The sequence below is a fragment of the Vibrio albus genome, from assembly GCF_003144035.1.
Lineage (GTDB): Bacteria > Pseudomonadota > Gammaproteobacteria > Enterobacterales > Vibrionaceae > Vibrio > Vibrio albus.
On the sequence record NZ_QFWT01000012.1, the window covers coordinates 59,220 to 81,869 of the forward strand.

A 22,650-nucleotide genomic window follows, 5' to 3' on the forward strand; every position below is an offset into this window, starting at 1 on the left:
ATAATGAAATCCTTTTCTATCCATTACTTATACCAAAAAATTAATGTCAGTTATATTATCGACACATCCTAGAAGATTGTGAATAGAATAAACGTATTTATTATCAATATTTATCTCATACCCTCTTCTTTCTTCCACTAGCCAGAAACAAAACACCCCGCATATTGCGAGGTGCTTAACTCAGTATCCAGCCAAGATCACTTTAGAACGGAATGTCGTCATCGAAATCCATTGGTGGCTCATTATACTGAGGTTGAGCCGGTTGCTGCTGTTGTGCAGGCTGCTGCTTTGACTGAGCCGGAGCCTGATATGGCTGTTGTTGAGCCGGCTGCTGTGGTTGTCCCCAGCCACCTTGCTGTGCAGGCTGCTGCTGACCAGCGCCCTGACCACGTCCACCCAGCAACTGCAGCTCACCATTAGGCCAGCGAACCACTACTTCTGTTGCAAAACGGTCCTGACCGGTATTTTGATCCTGCCATTTTCGAGTCTGCAACTGACCTTCTACATATACCTGGCTACCTTTACGGGCATATTCACCAACAAACTCCGCAGTTTTGCCAAAAACAGAAACTCGGTGCCATTCTGTTTTTTCACGCTGTTCACCCGTTGCTTTGTCCCGCCAGGTTTCAGAAGTTGCGATAGTGATATTGGTCATCGCATCACCACTAGGCATATAGCGAACTTCAGGATCCTGTCCTAAGTTGCCCACAAGGATAACTTTATTTACACCACGGCTTGCCATGCTTTGCTCCGTTTGATTCTGTTTCAGTAATAATAGCTGCTAAGGATACCACGCCTGTACATAGTTTCCATTCCTCACCGGTACTATTTTCCCATTTTTCCATACTTAGTCAGCAAAACATAAACCGGGTTCCATGATCTGAGAATATTGTCTAAAAACGTATGCAACACCCGCTCAACTCACAATTAATACACTGATATATAACGCATTTGTTAATGTTTAAAGTGATCATCTATAGCCCTCATCTCAGGTAACCCTTTAAATAGGCCACACCTTCTCAACGATGCAGGAGCGACTTGTGCCAGCGATTTACCTACCACTGTTTTGCCTCCATTCATTGGCTGGCTATATGTCTGAGCTGCCGATAGGTTACGGGAAAAACATCACTTACATAGAGCATGTAGAACAAATAAAAGATCAGTTGCCAATGGATACGGAAAGTCTTGTACTGCTCGATTTTACAAGCGCTTCTGAACAACCATATCAACTTGAAGAGCTTGGCCTCAATCATCCAAAATGTCAGTTGATAGTCCTGAATGCCCCGCAAAATTTGAGGACGTCACAACTCCTGAAACTGGGAAAGATCAAGGGGCTATTTTATCAGAACATGTCTGCCTCAGAGGTTGCTCTCGGAATAGAACACATTCTTAAAGGCCAGCTCTTCTTACCGGATCAGGTCATGAAACAACTTCTTGATTACTACCAGTCTGTCATGATCCGACACGGTAAACCTCACCAGCACAACCTGACTCCAAGGGAAATGGATGTGCTGCGACTGCTAAGAAGCGGGGCTTCAAATACCCGCCTGGCGGATGAGCTGTTTATCAGTGAACATACGATCAAATCTCACCTGTATAAGATTTTCCGTAAACTGAACATAAAAAACCGGAACCAGGCCATTGAATGGGCGTACAAGTTCTTACCATAACGGCATAAACTCGTTAAACTGTTACTTTTCAGCAACAGAGCGATTGACGTTATTTTGTCATACTGTCATGATAACGTCACTGTGTGCATATGCGCATTTGGAACAGAACAAAATACAACAAGGGTTATAACTATGATCAAAAAATGCCTCTTCCCTGCGGCTGGCTACGGTACACGTTTTCTTCCCGCCACCAAGTCGATGCCGAAAGAGATGATGCCAGTGGTAAACAAACCTCTCATTGAATACGGGGTAGAAGAAGCGATCGAAGCAGGTTTAGATGGTATGTGTCTGGTGACCGGACGGGGTAAAAATACACTGTTTGACCATTTTGACAAAAACTATGAACTGGAACACCAGATCAGCGGAACCAATAAAGAAGATCTGCTGGTCGATATCCGCCACCTGATGGATACGGCATCGTTCACCTACATTCGTCAACGTGAAATGAAAGGCCTGGGTCATGCCATTCTGACCGGCCGCGAGCTGATCGGTGATAACCCTTTTGCCGTAGTACTTGCCGACGACCTGTGTGTCAATGAAGAAGGACCGGGCGTACTGGCGCAGATGGTTGCCCTGTACAAACAGTTCCGCTGTTCCATTGTCGCTGTGCAGGAAGTACCAAAAGAAGATATCCACAAGTACGGTGTGATTTCCGGTGAAGTGATCAAAGATAATATCTTCCGCGTTGATGACATGGTAGAAAAGCCAGAGCCTGGAACGGAACCAAGTAATCTGGCAATCATTGGTCGTTATATTCTGACTCCGGATATCTTTGAGCTGATCGAAAATACCGAACCAGGCAAAGGTGGAGAAATTCAAATCACCGATGCACTGCTTAAGCAGGCTAAAACAGGCTGCGTACTGGCTTATAAATTCAAAGGTAAACGTTTTGACTGTGGTAGCGTCGATGGTTACATTGAAGCCACCAACTACTGCTACGAAAATATCTACCTGAAAGATAAGCAGAAAACTGAACTGGGCAAACACTCAACTCAAAAATCTGAAGAAGCTTAATTGTTTCCGGCTCTGACTTTGATGGCACTGCCTCGTTATTCTTACGCAAACAGGAATAACGAGGTTTTTTATGAAAACTCAAATTAAACTGTTTTTATATACAGTGTTTACTTTGCACATTTTTAACTCTATGTAATACTTGCTTCAGAAAAAGTAAAGTGAGTAGTCATCATGGATAAAATAGAAGTGCGGGGGGCCCGGACCCACAATCTCAAAAATATAAATCTGACCATTCCCAGAGATAAGCTGAGCGTGATTACCGGGTTATCCGGTTCAGGAAAATCGTCTCTGGCGTTTGATACCCTCTATGCGGAAGGCCAGCGGCGCTATGTTGAATCACTTTCAGCCTATGCCCGGCAGTTCCTGTCCCTGATGGAAAAGCCCGATGTCGACCATATCGAGGGGCTGTCTCCCGCTATCTCTATCGAGCAGAAATCCACATCCCATAACCCACGCTCAACCGTCGGTACCATTACCGAAGTGTACGACTATTTGCGGCTGCTTTATGCCCGGGTCGGAGAGCCCCGCTGCCCGATTCACAATGAACCACTGGCGGCACAAACGGTCAGCCAGATGGTCGACAAGGTACTGGAGCTTCCTCAGGGTTCCCGAATGATGATGCTGGCACCTATCGTTAAAGAGCGCAAAGGTGAGCATGTTAAGACCCTTGAAAACCTGGCAGCGCAAGGCTTTATTCGTGCCCGTATCGACGGAGAAACCTGCGATCTTTCGGATCCACCACCTCTGGAACTGCATAAAAAGCACACCATTGAAGTCGTCGTCGACCGTTTTAAGGTACGGGACGATCTGCAACAGCGTCTGGCTGAATCTTTTGAAACGGCACTGGAGCTGTCCGGCGGCATCGTCGCCATCGGCTGGATGGATGATAATACTCAAGACGATATTATCTTTTCTGCCAACTTTGCCTGTCCACATTGTGGCTACAGCATGCAGGAACTGGAACCACGCCTGTTTTCTTTTAATAATCCGGCCGGTGCCTGTCATACCTGTGATGGTCTCGGCGTGCAGCAGTATTTTGATCCGGCGAAAGTGATCCTCGATGACACCCTGAGCATTGCAGAAGGTGCCATCAAAGGATGGGATCAGAAGAATTACTACTATTTCCAGATGCTCTCCTCTCTGGCAGAACACTACGGCTTTGATCTGTTTGTCCCATATAAATCTCTGCCAAAGAAAACACGGGATATCATCTTGCTGGGCTCCGGCCGCACTGAAGTCGAATTTAAATATATCAACGACCGAGGTGATATCCGGGTAAAACGACACCCTTTTGAAGGCATTCTCAATACACTTGAACGCCGCTATCGCGATACAGAATCCAACTCGGTCAGAGAAGATCTGGCTAAATATATTTCCACCAAGACCTGTGCTTCCTGTGACGGTACCCGTTTGCGCACCGAAGCCCGTAATGTCTTTATTCAGGATACCCCGCTTCCGGCTATCGTAGAGATGAGCATCAGTGATGCCATGGACTTTTTCCAGAATCTGGAACTGACCGGACAAAAAGCTCAGATCGCAGAAAAGGTCATGAAAGAGATCAATGACCGGCTTAAATTTCTGGTCAATGTCGGGCTGAACTATCTTAACCTGTCACGCAGTGCAGAAACGCTGTCCGGTGGTGAAGCCCAGCGGATCCGTCTGGCCAGTCAGATCGGTGCTGGTCTGGTTGGTGTTATGTATGTGCTGGATGAGCCATCTATCGGCCTGCACCAGCGTGATAATGAACGTCTGCTGAATACCCTGACCCATTTGCGCGACCTGGGCAATACCGTTCTGGTCGTGGAGCACGATGAAGATGCCATCCGCACCGCCGATCATGTAATCGATATCGGCCCCGGAGCGGGAGTACATGGTGGTCACGTGGTTGCCGAAGGAACCGTTGAGGAGATTATTGCTACGCCTGATTCGCTCACTGGCCAATACCTGAGCGGAGAAAAATCCATTGAGATTCCGCAACAGCGTACACAGAAAGATCCCAAGAAAACCGTTGAACTGATCGGAGCCAGCGGAAACAACCTGAAAACGATCACGCTTTCACTTCCTGTGGGTCTGTTCACCTGTGTGACCGGCGTATCCGGTTCCGGAAAATCGACCCTGATTAATGATACTTTCTACAAAATCGCTCAGACCAGACTGAACGGAGCCTCCTCTTCTGAGCCCGCGCCGTATAAGCAGATCAAAGGGCTGGAGCATTTTGATAAGGTCATTGACATTAATCAGAGTCCGATAGGCCGGACGCCACGCTCCAACCCTGCCACCTATACCGGGATCTTCACCCCTATTCGGGAGCTGTTTGCCGGCACACAGGAATCGCGCTCCAGAGGCTATAAACCGGGGCGTTTCAGTTTCAACGTTCGTGGCGGACGTTGTGAAGCCTGTCAGGGCGATGGCGTTATCAAGGTGGAAATGCACTTCCTGCCGGATGTGTATGTCCCTTGTGATGTCTGTAAAGGTAAACGCTATAACCGGGAAACACTGGAAGTTCGCTATAAAGGAAAAACCATCGACGAAGTGCTGGAAATGACGGTTGAAGATGCGAGGGAGTTCTTTGACCCGGTTCCGGTCATTGCCCGTAAACTACAGACACTGATGGATGTAGGGCTGTCTTATATCCGTCTGGGGCAGGCCGCCACCACCCTTTCCGGAGGTGAGGCACAACGGGTGAAACTGGCCCGGGAGCTCTCCAAGCGGGATACGGGAAAAACCCTGTATATTCTGGACGAACCGACCACCGGCCTGCATTTCCACGATATTCAGCAATTGCTGAACGTGCTTCACCGCCTGAGAAACCATGGCAATACCGTCGTGGTTATCGAACATAATCTGGATGTGATAAAAACCGCAGACTGGATCATTGATCTTGGACCGGAAGGAGGAGATGGTGGTGGTGACATTATTGCCGAGGGCACGCCGGAAGAAGTCGCAAACGTTGACGGTTCACATACCGCCAGATTCCTTAAGCCTATGTTAGAATAATAAAAAAAGACAAAACAACGACAGAGGTTAAGTAAACAGCATGGCAATTATCCACGTCAGTGGCACACAACTCGAACCTAAAAAGGTATTAGCGCCGCTAAACCGGGACTTTCGATCCGCTTTTGGGTTCATTTTTATTATTGCCATGCACTTTTTTATGAACAACCCAGGTGGTTATGGCATTTCCATCTCCTTTAATGCCACAAGCTGGATAGGTATCGCTCTGGCGATGGGTATCGGTCTGATTCAGATGGCCAGAAACCAAAAAGTCCGCTTTTCCAAACTGACCATAGGCCTGTTAGTCAGTTGTCTGCTCATGACGCTTCCGGTCCTGTATACGAATGCGGTTCCGAATGCCGTTATGCCGAGGCTTAGCGGGTTGTGGTCCGGCTTTCTGCTATTCCTGTTTTTGCAACAGTTTCACCTGAGCAATAAATACAAGCAACAACTGCTGTGGCTGATTGTCATTGCCACCCTGATTGAGTCTGCATTCGGTTATGTACAGTTTTTTTTCCTCCCCCCGGATAATATTTTCGACTTTGACGTCACGGCAGACCGACCTTATGGTATCTTTCAGCAGCCTAATGTTATGGCCAGTTTTCTGGCAACAGGGTTAGTGCTGTCCGGCTACCTGCTCGCCCGTCAACAGAAGAAATACGGAAGAAAACTCAGCCATATATCCTTGCTGTATCTGGTACCTTTGATTACCGTCCCTCTGCTGGTGATACTGGCATCACGTACCGGCTGGCTAGGGGCGTTACTGGGCGTCCTGACTATCTTCCCGTACCTGTACCGCTTTTCTACCCGAAAACGTTTATTCGGCTGGAGCCTCTCCATCCTGTTTGGGCTCGCCTCAGCAATCGTCATCCTCAATACCTCTGATCAGGCCTCTGATATGGTTACGCAAAAAGCGAACCTTCAAGGGGCACGTCCGATGATTTACTCTCAGACACTGGATATGCTGATAGAAAAGCCCTTTACCGGCTACGGTTACGGCCGCTTTGAGGCCGCCTATACACTGTATACGGCGCGACAGCATCAGTTGAATTCCACCTACCCCGCGGGGATGCAGACGTTAACCCACCCGCATAATGAGTTGCTCTTCTGGGGAGTGGAAGGTGGCGCTCTGCCTCTTTTAGGTATCTTTTTGGCCGCCAGCTTTGTATTGCTGAAAATCATCTCCGCCCGCCAGGGAACCCGACTGGCAATGCTGGGGCTGTTTATCCCAATAACCCTCCATTCACAGCTGGAATACCCTTTCTACCATTCCGTCATCCACTGGATCATTTTCATCATCTTTATTTTCTGGGTTGATCAGCGTACGGCCAAATATTATTTTAGCCCATTCAGCAATATGACCCGTGTCGTCATGAAAACCACCGGTGGAATTCTGCCGTTACTCGTCACGGCGTATATGCTGACGGCACTGCAGTCTAACTATGTACTTACCCGATTCGAGAAAGCCACCACCAGAGATCCGAATGGACTGTCCACGGTATCTAATCCATTTGCATGGAAAACACGCCTGGACTGGGATATTTACAGTACCTCTCTGGCCGTAGGTCTGAAAAATAGCGATCCAAACCTGATCACCCCTTATGTTGAGTGGTCTCAGAAAGTGATAAAGCAAAAACCAAGGGTACTTTTATACTCGAATTTAATCCTGGCTTACTTAGCGATCGGAGAACAGAGCAAAGCGGAACAAATTCAGGCAGAAGCTGAGTTTCTGTTTCCAGATTATGATTTGACTGATTTGGAGGTCAATATCTGGCCAGAAGAGAAGTCGAAAGCGAAGCCAGTGACTGAAAAGACTGTAGAAGGACTAGAGACTAGAGACTAGAGACTAGAGACTAGAGACTAGAGACTAGAGACTAGAGACTAGAGACTAGAGACTAGAGACTAGAGACTAGAGACTAGAGACTAGAGACTAGAGACTAGAGACTAGAGAACATGATAAAACCCGCTGGAACTGTGTTCCAGCGGGTTTTTTAGATGTATAGCGTCTATATTTACTATCAGGCTTTCAGTGCTCTCTCGCCACGGGCGATACCGACAACCCCACTACGGGCAACCTCAATCACATCGGTGACATCAGATATGGCCAGCAGGAAAGCATCCAGTTTACTGCTTTCGCCTGTCAGTTGAATGGTGTACTGGGCAACGGTAGTATCGACAATCTGTCCACGGAAGATATCTGCCATACGCTTCACTTCTTCGCGATCGTCTCCACAGGCCTTGACTTTAACCAGCATCAGCTCCCGTTCAATATGAGCGGTTTCAGTGACTTCCTGAACTTTCAGTACATCCACCAGCTTATGCAGATGCTTCTCAATCTGCTCCAGTACCATGGCATCTGTTGCGGTGGTAATGTTCAGACGAGACAGGGTTTCGTCATCCGTCGGAGAGACCGTCAGAGATTCGATGTTATAGCCGCGCTGAGAAAACAGACCCACAACGCGAGACAGAGAACCCGGCTGGTTTTCTAGCAATAGTGAAATAATATGTCTCATCTTAGGTTCTCTCCGTTTTACTTAGCCACATTTTATCCATACCCTCACCTTTGATCTGCATAGGGTATACGTGTTCGGTTTCGTCCACATTAATGTCGACAAACACCAGCTTGTCTTTCATTGCCAGTGCTTTCTGCAGCCCGGATTCCAGCTCATCCGGAGACGAGATACGCATGCCAACATGGCCGTATGCCTCAGCGATAGCCGCAAAATCCGGAACGGAGTCCATATATGAGTGGGAATGACGTCCCTGATAAATAATATCCTGCCACTGCTTCACCATACCCAGGAAGCGGTTATTCAGGTTGATAATTTTAACCGGAATATCGTACTGCAGGGCAGTGGACAGCTCCTGAATATTCATCTGAATACTGCCGTCACCCGTGACAACTACGACCTCTTCTTGCGGCATCGCGAATTTTACCCCCATACCGGCTGGCAGACCAAAGCCCATGGTGCCCAGACCTCCGGAGTTGATCCAGCGACGTGGTTTATCAAACGGATAATAAAGTGCGGCAAACATCTGATGCTGACCCACATCTGAAGCGACATAGGCATTACCATTAGTCAGCTTGTACAGTGTCTCAATCACCTGTTGTGGTTTAATACGCTCACCACCGTTGGTGTCGTAGCTCAGGCAGTCACGCTCACGCCATTCATTAAGATCATTCCACCAGTCTGCCATGGCTTCCAAGTCATTGGTGCCGCTCTGCTCTTCCAGCAGTTTCAGCATCGAATCCAGTACGACTTCAGCCGAACCTACAATCGGCAAGTCAGCACGAACGGTTTTTGAGATAGATGATGGGTCGATATCGATATGCATGACTTTGGCATTCGGGCAGTACTTATCCAGGTTATTGGTGGTACGGTCATCAAAGCGGACACCCACACCAAAAATCAGATCCGCATTGTGCATCGCCATATTGGCTTCATAAACACCATGCATACCCAACATGCCTAAAAAGTTACGATGGGTGCCGGGAAATGCCCCCAGCCCCATTAACGAGCTGACCACTGGCAAGTTCAGCGTTTCAGCCAGTTTCAGTAACTGCTGATCACAACCGGAAATAATGGCACCACCACCCACATACAGAACCGGCTTTTTCGCCGCCAGAAGACTTTTCAGCGCTTTCTTGATCTGGCCCTTATGCCCGCTCGTCGTCGGGTTGTAAGAACGCATTTTGATCGATTCTGGGTAGTGGTAAGGGTATTCCAGAGCTGGGTTCAGCATATCCTTAGGCAAATCAACGACAACCGGGCCCGGACGGCCCGTCGACGCAAGATAGAAAGCTTTCTTTAGAATGGTTGGAATTTCTTCAGCTTTAGTAACCAGGAAGCTGTGCTTAACAACAGGACGGGAGATACCCACCATGTCACATTCCTGGAAAGCATCATTACCAATCAGTGATCCGGGAACCTGTCCTGACAGGACCACCATTGGAATAGAATCCATATAAGCCGTGGCAATACCGGTAATTGCATTCGTGGCACCAGGGCCGGATGTAACCAGAACTACCCCAGTTTTACCGGTTGCTCGTGCATAACCATCTGCCATATGCACGGCAGCCTGTTCATGACGGACTAAAACGTGTTCAATATCACTTTTTTCATGCAGGGCATCATAGATGTCCAGAACAGAACCACCAGGGTAACCAAAAATATGCTGGACACCCTGATCAATCAGCGAGCGGACTACCATATCCGCGCCGGATAACATTTCCATTTTGTCTCCTTAATACCTGCCGTATTTCCAAACTGAGTTAACGGAAGACAGCGGTATTTCACAGTTAGGGCTTATTCGTAGCCTAATAGCCAAAACCGCCTTCTGTTAGCCAAAAGCATGAACAGAAAACAGCAAAAGCAAGCCATGAGGGACGTACAGCGTACCTGTACGTCAGGAAAATAGAGTTAACTGGATCAGGATTAAAATCAAGAGGAAAAAACAAAAGCGTAGCATATGCTGGCGTACAATTAACGACCAGCAATTCAAACCAGAAAATAATCTATTTGCAGAATAATTCAAGCCTGATAAGAACAAGGGAAAAGCCAGTCACTTTTCCCTTGTTATTGAATAATATGATGGGTATCTCAATGCGGTTCGGCGTACATGCGTTCTATCTCTGCCTGATAACGCTCATGGATGACCTTCCGGCGCAGTTTCAGAGTCGGGGTCAGTTCTCCCTGATCCATCGAAAACGCGTTAGGCAACAACGTGAATTTCTTTACCTGTTCGAATTTAGCCAGCTCATGCTGCAGCTCTGCCACTCTCTTCTCAAACATCTCCACGACCTGACTATGCTTAATCAGCTCAATGCGATCATGATATTTGATATTCAGCTCTTTCGCGTATTCTTCCAGAGCCTCAAAACTGGGAACAATCAGTGCTGAAACAAATTTACGCGTATCCGCGATCACCGCGATTTGTTCGATAAAGTGATCCTTACCGATAGCGCCTTCGACCACCTGAGGGGCTATATATTTGCCTCCGGAGGTTTTCATCAGCTCTTTGATTCTGTCCGTGATATACAGGTTCCCCTGCTGATCAAACTTACCGGCGTCTCCCGTTTTAAGAAAACCTTCATCATCAAAAGCCTTCTCGGTCTCTTCCGGCATGTTGTAATACCCCTTCATGACCATGGGGCCACGCACAAGAATTTCATGATCAGGACCAATTTTGACTTCAGCGCCAGGCATCGTACTGCCTATGGAGTCAGGATCAAAACCCGTATCATCCCAGCAGGATACGGTTGCCGTGGTTTCAGTCATGCCATACCCCAGTTTGACATTTACACCGATAGCATGGAAAAAACGACCTATCGTCGGGTCCAGCTTTGCTCCGCCACACGGCATCATCTTAATACGTCCGCCAAGCAAATCTCTGAGCTTTGCCAGAACGATTTTATCAGCCAGTTGGTAACTTTTTTTCAGCAACAATGATGGTTCCCGTCTTTCCTGTTTACAGGCTGAGATTCGGGCTCCCATATTGACCGCCCAGGTAAAAATCAGTTTGCGGTGCAGCGGGGCTTTAGCTACCCGTTCATGGATAGCCGAGAAGATTTTTTCATAAAAGCGCGGTACGGCGCACATAACGGTCGGCCGCACTTCACTCAGCGCATCTCTGACCTGTATCGTGTCCTGTAAATAGCAGTTGACTGCGCCTTTGTAGAGCACATAAAAACTCCACGCACGTTCATACACATGAGACAGCGGCAGAAAACAGAGTGAGACATCCTGCTCTGTCAATGTCAGGCGGGTATCGTGCCCCTGCAGCTGTGCGCCAAGGTTGGTGTAATCCAGCATCACCCCCTTTGGCTGACCAGTGGTACCGGAGGTATAAATCAGCGTAAACAGATCATCGGTGCTCATCTGCTGCAGTCGGGTATCCAGCTCAGGCTGAAACGCACTATTCCCCTGAGCAATAAAAGCACCCCAATAGATTCCTGCTGGATGTTGTTGTAGGTCGATAGCATCAGACAGGGCAACAACCTTCTCCAGTTGCGGGCACAAATCAAAGATAGACAGAGCGGCATCGTACTGAGATTGCTCCCCGACAAACAGAATCCGAATATCCGCATCCTGAATGATGTACGCCGACTGTTCAGCGGTATTCGTCGCGTAAATGGGTACCGTTATGCACCGAATTTGCAAAGCGGCAATATCTGCGACACTCCAGCGCGGCATGTTGGCTGAGTAAATGCCGATTTTGTCCTGTACTTCCAGTCCATGAGCTAACAGGGCTAAGGATAAACTATCCAATTGCTGACCAAATTGCTTCCAGCTTATATCTTTCCATTTATCCGCTGATTTATAACGTAACGCAACACGTTCACCGCTATTTGCAACTCGTTCACTAATTTTTTTAACAAAGTGAAAATCTAAATTAGCCATTCTTTTAACCTTTGGCTTACACCTGTAAGCTGATGGGGCGTGCAAGTGTACTGGTGGTTTTAGAAAAGGCAATACAGATTGTGTGCAGTTAAAGTAATTATTCTAAAAATAGCTATCGGATCACTTAACGGTTCCATTATCTCAGAAACAAAACAAGCACCGTTCAGGGCTTCTGACCGATGCTTGTTAACAAATTTTTCTAACGGGTGATGTTCAGATCATGGAGATATAAACTGATCTGGCTAACCAAGCTATTCACTCAAACGAGACTTTTCCGACAGATCTCCGTCAGCCGCTGACGCATCCAGGTGTGACCTTTATCTCTTTCACTGGACTCATGCCAGCTAAGGTATGCCTTGATCGAATTATCTGACAACGGGAAATCCAGAACCTGTAACTGATCCCGGTTATACCAGCTATCTATCAGTGAACGGGGGGCCAGAGTGATCAGGTCTGACTGTTCAACTACGTACAATATATTGCCCAGGCTGCTCCCTTTATAAGCAATGTTGCAGTTAATATTCCGGTATGCCTGATCAACAAAGCTGTGATCTCCTTTCTGCTCAGACAAAGTCGCATGACGTTCTTCTTCCAGCTCCTCCACCGTAATCGAGCCATCAATACGAGAGTGTGAGCGAGATGCAATCACGACGATTTCGTCTTCAAACAGCTCTTCACTGGCAAACCCGGAATCGGTCAGACAGGTATAGTTGATAGAAAAATCCAGCTCCCGATAATGCAGCTTGTCTTCCACCCCGGTAGAGGACTCGGCATCCATGGTGATCAATACATTAGGGGCTTTTTCTGCCATGACTTTAAGGATATCCGGAGCAAAACGGGCATCACACGGATTACAGATAGCGATGGTAAACTGACGGTCAGAGAACTCTGGAGTAAAAGCCGTTCCCGGCAACTCGTTCCGGATCAACTGCAACGCCTGATGGACCGGAGCGTATAACTGACGAGCTCTTAACGTGGGCTGAATACCGCGCCCCTGTCGCATAAACAGCTCATCATTAAACATGGTTTTCAGGCGTGAAACCGCATTACTGACCGCGGGCTGTGACATATTCAGATGTTGAGCAGCCCGGGTGATATTTTGTTCCTGCATCACCGCATCAAATACGGTCAGAAGGTTTAAATCAACGCCCCGAAGCGTCGATTCTGTACCAGGCTGATTGGGCTGACTCGTTTTGTTGTGACTCAACACAGAAGGTTTATCCAGCATAGAGGTCCTCGTTTATCATCCGTTTTCTGTCTCATCAGAAAACGTTCGTAATAGAAAACCTACTATTCACCAATAACTCAGCCACCACCAATAAGTTTGATAAATAATTAGCTAATTTTACATTAATCTGAAAAAAATGGTTATTTTTCAATAAATAATAAAAAAACCTAAAAAAAGATAAATTGACGAGGGTTATGAATACAAGGCTGTGGCACCCGATTTTTCATCAATATATTGATAAGCTTTATCGGTTATACCAATTCCAGTCAGTAAATGATCAGTTCATCACACTGAAAAAACAGCCCTCAAACAGAGGGCGGCTTCAGGTAAGGCATCACCATTAATCGTGAATAGACGCGTAACTGGGAAAGTCCACCTTTTCCCATAATGACTCCCACAACGATGCGCTATTGTTGTTCCATTTGCCTTGTAATATCCAGTCAGAAAGGTGACTGGCAACGTCCGGATAATTCACACTTTCAGCCGCACTTTCATCCAGCCAGGATCTGACCGCTGACGGATCAAGATGCTCCATCGACTGGGCCAGCCCCAGGTGTTCCAGTGTTGCCACGTTACTTTCCTGCTCAAACTGTCCGGACAGCGGTTTCAGAAGCAGCTTTTTACCCAGAGACAAAGCCTCTGAAGGCAGTTCAAACCCACCATTCGCAATCACCCCCTGACAGGCACTGAGATCCTGCTGAAATTGAACATGAGATAATGGCTCTAAGCGGATATTCTCAACCACGTCAGACTCTATAACCTCTGGGTGATAACAGACAAACTGATGCCGGGTAAAGCGCAGCAACAGATCCATAATATCTTCAATACTCTCAAACGGCAGATACACCAGGCTGAAGGGCTGATGCTCTGAAACCCCATCCGCCCTTCGGGTATGAACAATAGGCGGCAGTATCGGCTGATTAAAGTGATACCAGTGCAGCCCCAGATGCACATCAGCGGGGGCAAAATGGTGAATTAACCGGTTATCAATCCAGCCATCCCCTTTTTTAGGCACTTCGTAACGGAATGCATTTTGATGACTGATACCTATACAGGGGACTTTCTGCCGTTTCGCCGCCCACGCAGATACGGGTTCAAAGTCATTGATGACCAAGTCATAGGCTGACAGATCAAGCTGACTGATCTCTTTATACAGACTGATGATGCTGTTGTCCGTCACTGTTTTCAGGTAATTCACCTTCCCCTGCTCGGAGACAATCGTCAGCCCACGGCGGACATCAAAATCACCGAACGCTTCCATGGAGAAAAACTTTGATTTTTCCCGTCCGGAAAAAAGGAAATCGACATCCGCATTACGTTCTTTCAGAGCTAAAGCCATTGCACGGGCGCGGGCAGTGTGACCATTTCCCGTTCCCTGAACTCCATACAGTATTTTCAAATGTTACGCTCCCAGAAGAGAAATTGCAGCCGTTGCAGTTCCGGTGCCCAATAGGGCTCCGATCACCACGTCCGTCAGAAAATGCACCCCCAGCAGGATGCGGGCAGCACCAATACAGCTAGCCCAGAGAAGAGAGCCGGTATAGGCATCCGGATAAAAATGACCAATCAGCGTCGCCATAATAAACGCAGCGGCGGTATGGCCCGATGGCAAACTATACCGGTCAGAAGGAGTAATGAAGGAGATCAGCTGACTGGAAAATTCTTCCGGGCGACGGCGACGGAAACTGTTTTTTGCCACCCAGTAAACTGGCAGCTCAATGGCAAAGGCAACCAGACCAACTGACAAGAACAGTCCGCCAACCATCTCATCCATCCACCACGCAATCAGACCGATCACGATATATAAGTGACCATCACCGGTATGGGATACCGCTTTAGCAATACTCGCTACCTGAGCATTAAATTTATGCTGCAGGCAGAACAGAGAGAATGCGAGATCAATTCGTGCAATAGGCTCAATACGCATCATCAGCTCCTTGTTGCCATCTCCATGGCTAAACTTTTCAGAATAACTGTTTACAAGTTAGCCGGTGCAAATGACAACGAGGTGACGCTTATTTGGATTATTGATGACAGCTGAAGGAGAATTGTTCCGTACTGTTGGTAGTAAAGCAGTAGGCGGATATTGATAAGCAGACCCTCCGCGTCAGGGATGACGCGGCGGAGCTCCATGGATGGATTTATGCGTGTCTGCGTTCAATATCCGCCTGCAGCGTATCACCTATCTTAGACTCAGCGAATAACGTTATAACTCCTCATGCTTATGAATCATGCCCCAGTCAGCGAGAATCGCGTAAGCTGACGGCACCATAAACAGTACCAGTAGCGTAGAAGCAAAAATACCGAACACAATAGAGATAACCAGCGGCTGAATAACCTGAGCCTGCAGACTGGTTTCCGCCAACAGAGGAAGGAGACCTGCAGCTGTGGTCATGGAAGTCAGGAACACCGCCCGGAAACGCTCACGACTGGCTTTCACCACGGAGTCATGAACAGTATCACCTTCATCGACATGGTGACGGATATACTGCACCAACAGAATGGAGTCATTTACCACCACCCCGGCCAGTGACACAAAGCCCATGATACTCGGCATACAGAGAGAATGCCCCAGAATAAAGTGCCCCCAGACGACCCCGATAAACGCCAGCGGGATCGCCAGCATGACAACAAATGGCTCAAGATAACTTCGGAACTGAAAGCTCAGGATAACAAACACCCCGAACAGCCCCAGAGCGAAGCCCGTCATCATTGATGACCCGGTATCAGCGGTATCCTTAGTCTGACCTTCAAAATCAAACCTCAAACCGGGATACTTACGTTTGAGCTCTGGAACCATCTCCGTTCTGAAATTACTGATGATCTCAGATGAGCTGGCTTTGCGATTATTTACATCCGCATAAATGCTCAGGGTACGTACCCCGTCTACTCTCTGAATGCGGACATAATTGCGCTGAAAACTTAGTGATGCAATTGTCTCCAGTGGTATCTGGCTGCCGTCTGGTAGCATAACCGGAAAGTTTGCCAGTTCCTGCAGATCGCCCGCCTGAGCTTTATCCAGCCTCACCTCGATATCAATATTTTCCACGCCCAGCTGGATTTGGTCGGCGGTTCGACCAAAGAAAGCGGCACGTAACTGACTGGCGACCATCTGTCCGTTCACACCAAACGTTTCGGCTCCCGGCAGCAACTTAACCAGCACTTCTTCCTTTCCCATCCGCATATCATCCAGCACACCGGATACGCCATCCAGAGTATTCAGATATTGCTGAATATCCACCGAGGCAGCCTTGAGCGCTTCCAAATCATCATGCTGCACCCGTATCTCAATGTCCCTGCCCCCCGGCCCCATCGTTGGCTGTTTATAGACCAGTGAAACAGGCTCAGCCAGTTCGCCAACATCTTCCCGCCAGGCATCAATAAAATCATCAATGACCGTATTCCGTTCTTCTGCCCCCAGCAAATCAAGACGAACGGTCGCTAAGTGTGGCCCGGACTCACTCGCATCCCGGTTGGTATTAAACTGACTGGTGATATGCTCCACCAGAAGCACACCGCCTTCAAATTCTTCTGTCCATTGCTTATTCAGGCGTTCCGCGGAAGCGACCACTTTCTCAACCACCTTTTCCGTCTGACTGAGCGACGATCCCGGTGGAAGAATAATTCTGGCGACCGCAAGGTCTCCATCCAGTTCAGGAAAAGGCACAAACTTCACCAACCCACCGGCAATCAGCGAGACAGAGATCAGCAACAGCGACAACACCGAGCCTAAAAAGGCGTAGCGGTACTGCACCACTTTCTCCACGGCATTCACTAGTGTGGTATTGCGAAAATGCTCAAACTTGGTCAGCACCAACCGCTTAAACCGAAGTGGTGGCTTCTCTCCGGTTCTCTTATGCAGCGAATGTGACAGGTGATTTGGCAGGATCAGAAACGCCTCGACCAGACTCAGTAACAGCACCAGAATCAACACCTGAGGGATGACTTTCAGTACCGCCCCCATCTGCCCGGACAAGAACATCAGACTGCCGAAGATACACACCGTAGTCAGGAAGGAAGAGATCACCCCCGGCAGCACTTTGTGCACGCCCTTCATCACGGCTTCATCAACCTTGAACCCCCGGTCGATATGCGAACCAATGGATTCAGCAATCACAATGGCATCATCCATCATAATACCAATGGCCATCAGCAGGGCGACCAGAGTCATAATGTTGATCGAGAGGCCGACATTCGCCATCAAAAACAGACCACCAAGAAAAGCCACCGGCAAGCCTGCAGCCACCCAAAATGAATAGCGCAGACTAAAGAACAGCCACATGGTGGCAAACACCAGAACCATCCCCTGCCAGCCGTTACGCAGCATCATGGTCAGACGATCCCATAACACAGAAGAAAGGTCATTGGTCAGCGCCAGAGTCACGCCATCAGGGGCAACCAGACGTTGATCATCAACAAATTTCTGCACCTGCGCTTTGATCCGCAGAGCATCATCTTCTTTGTTCTTGCTGACTTTCAGTAACGCTGAAGGCTTACCATCAAACAGTATTTTCTGTTCATCCAGCTCGAAACGATCCGTAATAGTCGCGATGTCCCGCAAGCGGATCAGTGAGCCATTGGAAGCCGCGCCTACGACAATAGATTCCAGCTCTTCCGGTGTTACCCGCCTTTCATCAAAACGGATCAGAAAGTTCTTCTCCGGTGTTTCAATGCTGCCACTGGGCAGTTTGATATTCTGATTGCCTATCTGGGTCGCTATATCCCCGACACTCAGCCCCAACTGGCGAATGGCATGGGTATTCAGCTCTATCCGGTACTGGTGATCGGAAAAACCACTTACATCCACCAGAGACACATCGTAATCCAGCTTCAGGATCCGTTTCAGTTGCTCCGCATAGGCCTTCAGTTCCGGCCAGCTCGTTTCCGCCGTGATCGCTACATCCACGACCGGCTCACTCCAGTCCAGCTCTTTAACAACCGGAGATTCAATCTCCTCGGGAAAATCGTTTATCGAATCAATCTGAGTCTGGATATCCACCAGCATGCGACCGACGTCAGCTTTATCCGTCAGTTTAACGGTCAGGCTGGCAGCCCCTTCCAGAGCCTGACAACGCAGTTCTTCAATATTAGAAAGACCGTCTACCGCGTCTTCCATGCGGACACAGATACTTTCTTCCACCTCCTGAGGAGAAGCGCCGGGGTAGGCGACACTTGCCATCACATACGGCGGGTCAAACTCGGGAAACGTTTCCCGCTTAATGGTAGGCAAAGCAGTCAATCCAACCAGCAGCAGCGTCAGCATCAACAGATTCGCTGCCGTTGGATGACGGGAGAAAAAATGGATCATTCGTGGTCTCCTTTTTCCTCTGTCTCCATAACGTCAGTGTTCGGTGATATACCCTTTGTTTTCAGAGCCATACCATCCAGTGCCGGCAGTAAATCATTCAGTATCAGCAGCTCGCCCTGCTCAAACTCACCATCAATGACGACCTGATTATCCCGACGGTAAATGACCTGTACCGTTCTTATCTGCAGACGACCATCCACACCTTTGATGTAGACTTTATCGCCATGCAGCGCCCGCTCAGGGATCACCCAACTTGGGTTGGCCTGCCCTTCAACCTGAGCTTCCACAAACATACCATTGACCAATAAAGGCGTATCACCGGGAGAAAAATGGGCATAATCCTGATCCACTTCCAGTATCACTCCGACCGTAGCCTGATTCGGATCGACCGTCTCACTCAGGCGAGAGATTCTGGCCGGCCAGCGCGCGGTCAGATTGCCACTTTTTAACTCAATATTCGCTTTAAGTTCTGCCATGTCCGGCTGCGGTATTCCGGCAGCATTCCGCGGTATCTGAGCTAAACTGGCAGCGATGGTCTGCATATCATGAATGGAAAACTGCGCTTCCACCTCCATCGTCTCAATACCATGAGCCACCACCATGGTCTGTTGCAGGTTCACAACCTGATTATCTTCGATGTCGACTTCAGCAATACGCATACTCCGGGGCAGCCGGATCAGCGTTTTTTCCAGAGAACGTTTGGCTTCTGCCACCTGAGCTTCGCTGACATGCAGTTGTGCCAGAAGAACTTCTCTCTCATCAGGATAAAGCGACAGCTGATTATTCAGTTCCAGCACCACTTTTTGCTGGGAAAGATAGCTCTGATTCTGCTGATCGAGATCAGACTGGGAGGTCAGCCCTCTTTTTTTCAGATTTTGTTTACGCTCCAGCTCTTTCTTACTGATCGCCAGACGGTGCTCCTCTATCTTTAAACTCGCCTGCAGATTTTTTTCTTCCTGATTCAGCTTCGCCAGTTGAGTTCGGTTAGAACTCAGCTGGGCCTCAGCCTGTGCCAGTTTCAGCTCATAGTCCAGAGGATCAATACGCAGAATTTCGGTCCCTTCAGACAATACCTTACCCTTTTCCAAATCAGGGTGGCGGAACACCAGCTTGCCCGAGACTTCCGCTATGGCTTTCCACTCAACTTTTGGTTCTACCTTACCGAAGCCTGTTACTTCAGGAGCTATTGCTTTCAGCTCAAGGGGCATGGTTTCAACCAGCCTAGCCCGGTTTTCTGCCGGCTTGAGAGGAAGGTCAGGCCGCATCTTCACGGCCAGTATCAGCACCACAATGCCTACGGCCAGTGCCGGAAAGAAAAAGAATTTACGATTCAGAGTCATGGTCTTCTCCATCAGACAGTTCCGGCCGTATAAAGCCGTGAGTTAATACTTTCAGGTTATGTTCCAGCAAGGCGTCAAGGAACTCGTTATTACGCTCAATGCCATGAAGATCACACATGCTCTGCGGAGCAATAAAAGGAAATATCATCAGACTGAGAAAGCTGACTTTACACAGTTTCGGGTCCATATCCGGACGGATCACCGGCTCCCATAAACCAGAATCAAACAGGGCATCCTGTACTGGACGAAGTATATCAAACAGCACTTTTTCCAGTAGCTGCCGCTGGGGTGCGGACGGTTCCATATGCATGGTCTGGAAAATCAGCCGGGGAAACATTGGCGCGGCCGACATATTGGCATAATAGGCCCGCATGATGTCTTTCAGCTCTTTCTGATTAGATGCCGCAACAAACTGGTTCACCTGTTTTTTAATCGGCTCTATGGTTTCTCTCACCATCGCCTCAAATAACCCGGCTTTATTGCCGAAGTAATAGCGGATCATCGCTACGTTAACCCCGGCTTTTTCCGCTAACATGCGGGTAGACACCTTTTCGTAGGAATGCACTGTAAACATAGTTCTTGCAGCAGAAATCAGGTTGTCTCTGGCAGCCAGCTTTTCAGAGGGACGACCAGCCCGTCGGGATTCATCATATTTATGATTGTCAGACATACTATATACACACAATTAATCGGATGATTAATTATAGGGTCAGAACGGCGGTAAATTATACTGATTAAATTCAACACAATTTAATCATTTGATTAATTAAAGCCCCATGAATGGGTCTATGCGCGTCTGAGTTCAATAGCTGTCTGATGTAGGAGCTTAACATCACAAAGAAAATGCATAAAAACGCAACATAATACTTGACGCTTAACGGTGAGTGCGGTACTAATTTGTGTAATCAAATTGTGGATGAATAAAATGACATTACGTTTTTCAGCTCTCCTTAACCTCCTCCTTATCGTGAACCATTCGCGCGGGTAGGTTGTGGACGAAAAACACCACAAAGAATTTACACAAACCCGCATTCAAATGCGGGTTTTTTTATAGCCGAAAAAACAGCAAACGACAGACATAATACTGACAGACAGGAAAAGGAAGCAGACATGAACGATCAGGTGATAATATTTGATACTACCTTGCGGGACGGCGAACAGGCGCTATCAGCAAGCCTGACAGTAAAAGAAAAATTGCAGATCGCTTATGCTCTCGAACGTCTGGGCGTGGATGTTATCGAAGCTGGCTTCCCGGTTTCCTCTCCGGGTGATTTTGAATCCGTGCAGACTATTGCGAAGAACATCAAAAACAGCCGGGTATGTGCCCTTTCCCGCGCGGTTGCCAAAGATATTGATGTTGCGGCTGAGTCACTGAAGGTTGCCGAAGCTTTCCGTATCCACACCTTTATCTCAACCTCAACCATTCACGTACAGGATAAATTACGTCGCGACTACAATGATGTGGTTGAAATGGGTGTTCAGGCCGTGAAACGTGCGCGTAATTACACTGATGATGTTGAGTTTTCCTGTGAAGACGCCGGCCGTACGCCAATCGACAACCTGTGCCGTATGGTCGAAGCGGCGATTGATGCCGGTGCCACAACGGTTAACATCCCGGATACTGTAGGCTACACCATCCCAAGTGAATTCGGTGGTATCATTGAGCAACTGTTTAACCGCGTTCCGAACATCGACAAGGCGATCATTTCCGTACACTGTCATGATGATCTGGGGCTGTCTGTTGCCAACTCTATTGCTGCCGTTCAGGCTGGTGCCCGCCAGGTAGAAGGCACTATTAATGGTATCGGTGAACGTGCCGGTAACTGTGCGCTGGAAGAAGTGGCGATGATCATCAAAACCCGTGAAGACTACATGGGTGTTCGTACCGGACTGAAACACGATGAAATCAGCCGCACCAGTAAGATGGTCAGCCAGTTGTGTAACATGCCAATCCAGAGCAACAAGGCGATTGTGGGTGCCAATGCCTTCAGCCACTCTTCAGGCATTCATCAGGACGGCATGCTGAAAAACAAAAATACTTATGAGATCATGACGCCGGAATCGATCGGTCTGCAGAATCAGGCTTTGAACCTGACCAGCCGCAGTGGCCGCGCAGCCGTGAAGAGTCATATGGACCGAATGGGCTATAACGACAGTGATTATGATCTGGATACCCTGTATGCTGACTTCCTGAAACTGGCGGATCGCAAGGGACAGGTATTCGATTACGATCTAGAATCTCTGATGTATTTCGCTAACCTGCGTGACGAAGACGACTTCTACAAACTGACCTACATGAGCTCTCAGTCTGGAAGCGTGATGTCGACCACCAGCATTAAACTGCAGTGTGGTGAAGAAGAAAAATGCGAAGCAGCTGTCGGTAATGGTCCGGTAGACGCGTTATATCAATGTATTTATCGCTTAACCGGTTACGATATTGTGCTGGATAAATTCGACCTGACTGCAAAAGGTGAAGGTGAAGACGGTCTGGGTCAGGCTGATATCATCGCTAACTATAAAGGCCGTAAGTACCATGGTACCGGTGTCTCGACCGATATCATCGAAGCGTCCGGTGAAGCGCTGCTGCACGTAATCAACAGTATCCACCGCGCGGATCAGATTGAAGAGATCAAACAGAAGAAATTCGAAACCGTATAGAGACTAGAGACTAGAGACTAGAGACTAGAGACTAGAG

At 48.2% G+C, this 22,650-nt stretch carries 15 protein-coding genes; 5 read left to right on the plus strand and 10 right to left on the minus strand.

Translation table 11 applies throughout. The annotated features are described in order from the left end of the window. Positions 1-202: 202 nt before the first annotated feature. The gene (locus DI392_RS17760) at positions 203-742 is read right to left on the minus strand and encodes a single-stranded DNA-binding protein (RefSeq protein ID WP_109321037.1); all 540 of its coding nucleotides are present in this window, start codon (positions 740-742) and stop codon (positions 203-205) included. 298 nt (positions 743-1,040) lie between these two features. Here DI392_RS17760 and DI392_RS17765 point away from each other — a divergent pair, with 298 nt between their 5' ends. The 4 genes from DI392_RS17765 to DI392_RS17780 all read left to right on the plus strand — a co-directional run bounded on the left by DI392_RS17765 (position 1,041) and on the right by DI392_RS17780 (position 7,521). Next, positions 1,041-1,670: a response regulator transcription factor gene (locus tag DI392_RS17765; RefSeq protein WP_181388458.1), complete on the plus strand. Its 630-nt coding sequence runs from the start codon at positions 1,041-1,043 to the stop codon at positions 1,668-1,670. Positions 1,671-1,802: 132 nt separating this feature from the next. Then, positions 1,803-2,684 (plus strand): UTP--glucose-1-phosphate uridylyltransferase GalU, encoded by an 882-nt coding sequence (galU, locus tag DI392_RS17770; RefSeq protein WP_109321039.1) that lies wholly within the window; start codon positions 1,803-1,805, stop codon positions 2,682-2,684. A 171-nt stretch (positions 2,685-2,855) separates the two neighbouring features. Next, complete coding sequence (gene uvrA, locus DI392_RS17775) at positions 2,856-5,681, plus strand: excinuclease ABC subunit UvrA (RefSeq protein ID WP_109321040.1); 2,826 nt, start codon at positions 2,856-2,858, stop codon at positions 5,679-5,681. A 40-nt stretch (positions 5,682-5,721) separates the two neighbouring features. After that, a complete protein-coding gene (locus DI392_RS17780) occupies positions 5,722-7,521 on the plus strand; it encodes a PglL family O-oligosaccharyltransferase (protein WP_109321041.1) in 1,800 nt (599 codons plus the stop codon). Positions 7,522-7,696: 175 nt separating this feature from the next. Here the strand turns inward: DI392_RS17780 and ilvN are convergent, their stop codons facing one another. The 9 genes from ilvN to DI392_RS17825 form a co-directional block, all read right to left on the minus strand. Next, entirely contained in the window at positions 7,697-8,191 is a 495-nt protein-coding gene (gene ilvN, locus DI392_RS17785; RefSeq protein WP_109321042.1) for an acetolactate synthase small subunit, read from the minus strand. 1 nt (position 8,192) lies between these two features. Then, a complete protein-coding gene (locus DI392_RS17790; protein ID WP_109321043.1) occupies positions 8,193-9,914 on the minus strand; it encodes an acetolactate synthase 3 large subunit in 1,722 nt (573 codons plus the stop codon). 365 nt (positions 9,915-10,279) lie between these two features. Continuing rightward, the gene (locus DI392_RS17795) at positions 10,280-12,079 is read right to left on the minus strand and encodes an AMP-dependent synthetase/ligase (protein ID WP_109321044.1); all 1,800 of its coding nucleotides are present in this window, start codon (positions 12,077-12,079) and stop codon (positions 10,280-10,282) included. A gap of 259 nt (positions 12,080-12,338) precedes the next feature. Next, a complete protein-coding gene (gene leuO / locus DI392_RS17800; RefSeq protein WP_109321045.1) occupies positions 12,339-13,307 on the minus strand; it encodes a transcriptional regulator LeuO in 969 nt (322 codons plus the stop codon). A gap of 340 nt (positions 13,308-13,647) precedes the next feature. Further along, positions 13,648-14,706 carry an MJ1255/VC2487 family glycosyltransferase gene (locus DI392_RS17805; RefSeq protein WP_109321046.1) on the minus strand — a complete coding sequence of 353 codons (1,059 nt, stop codon included), beginning with the start codon at positions 14,704-14,706 and terminating at the stop codon, positions 13,648-13,650. A gap of 3 nt (positions 14,707-14,709) precedes the next feature. Next, a complete protein-coding gene (locus DI392_RS17810; protein ID WP_109321047.1) occupies positions 14,710-15,237 on the minus strand; it encodes a phosphatase PAP2 family protein in 528 nt (175 codons plus the stop codon). 276 nt (positions 15,238-15,513) lie between these two features. After that, complete coding sequence (locus DI392_RS17815) at positions 15,514-18,615, minus strand: efflux RND transporter permease subunit (RefSeq protein WP_109321048.1); 3,102 nt, start codon at positions 18,613-18,615, stop codon at positions 15,514-15,516. Next, on the minus strand, positions 18,612-19,955 hold the full coding sequence (locus tag DI392_RS17820) for an efflux RND transporter periplasmic adaptor subunit (RefSeq protein ID WP_109321049.1): 1,344 nt from the start codon (positions 19,953-19,955) through the stop codon (positions 18,612-18,614). The genes DI392_RS17815 and DI392_RS17820 overlap by 4 nt, the downstream gene beginning before the upstream one ends. After that, positions 19,939-20,625 (minus strand): TetR/AcrR family transcriptional regulator, encoded by a 687-nt coding sequence (locus tag DI392_RS17825; protein ID WP_109321050.1) that lies wholly within the window; start codon positions 20,623-20,625, stop codon positions 19,939-19,941. The genes DI392_RS17820 and DI392_RS17825 overlap by 17 nt, the downstream gene beginning before the upstream one ends. A 440-nt stretch (positions 20,626-21,065) precedes the next feature. Between DI392_RS17825 and leuA the strand changes: the two genes are divergently transcribed. Next, entirely contained in the window at positions 21,066-22,613 is a 1,548-nt protein-coding gene (leuA, locus tag DI392_RS17830) for a 2-isopropylmalate synthase (RefSeq protein WP_109321051.1), read from the plus strand. The last annotated feature ends 37 nt before the right edge of the window (positions 22,614-22,650 follow it).

Bases quoted from the DNA above. Each gene is read 5' to 3' on its own strand.
- DI392_RS17760 (WP_109321037.1), bottom strand. From the start codon at position 742: ATGGCAAGCCGTGGTGTAAATAAAGTTATCCTTGTGGGCAACTTAGGA.
- galU (WP_109321039.1), top strand. From the start codon at position 1,803: ATGATCAAAAAATGCCTCTTCCCTGCGGCTGGCTACGGTACACGTTTT.
- uvrA (WP_109321040.1), top strand. From the start codon at position 2,856: ATGGATAAAATAGAAGTGCGGGGGGCCCGGACCCACAATCTCAAAAAT.
- DI392_RS17780 (WP_109321041.1), top strand. From the start codon at position 5,722: ATGGCAATTATCCACGTCAGTGGCACACAACTCGAACCTAAAAAGGTA.
- ilvN (WP_109321042.1), bottom strand. From the start codon at position 8,191: ATGAGACATATTATTTCACTATTGCTAGAAAACCAGCCGGGTTCTCTG.
- DI392_RS17790 (WP_109321043.1), bottom strand. From the start codon at position 9,914: ATGGAAATGTTATCCGGCGCGGATATGGTAGTCCGCTCGCTGATTGAT.
- DI392_RS17795 (WP_109321044.1), bottom strand. From the start codon at position 12,079: ATGGCTAATTTAGATTTTCACTTTGTTAAAAAAATTAGTGAACGAGTT.
- leuO (WP_109321045.1), bottom strand. From the start codon at position 13,307: ATGCTGGATAAACCTTCTGTGTTGAGTCACAACAAAACGAGTCAGCCC.
- DI392_RS17810 (WP_109321047.1), bottom strand. From the start codon at position 15,237: ATGATGCGTATTGAGCCTATTGCACGAATTGATCTCGCATTCTCTCTG.
- DI392_RS17815 (WP_109321048.1), bottom strand. From the start codon at position 18,615: ATGATCCATTTTTTCTCCCGTCATCCAACGGCAGCGAATCTGTTGATG.
- DI392_RS17820 (WP_109321049.1), bottom strand. From the start codon at position 19,955: ATGACTCTGAATCGTAAATTCTTTTTCTTTCCGGCACTGGCCGTAGGC.
- DI392_RS17825 (WP_109321050.1), bottom strand. From the start codon at position 20,625: ATGTCTGACAATCATAAATATGATGAATCCCGACGGGCTGGTCGTCCC.
- leuA (WP_109321051.1), top strand. From the start codon at position 21,066: ATGAACGATCAGGTGATAATATTTGATACTACCTTGCGGGACGGCGAA.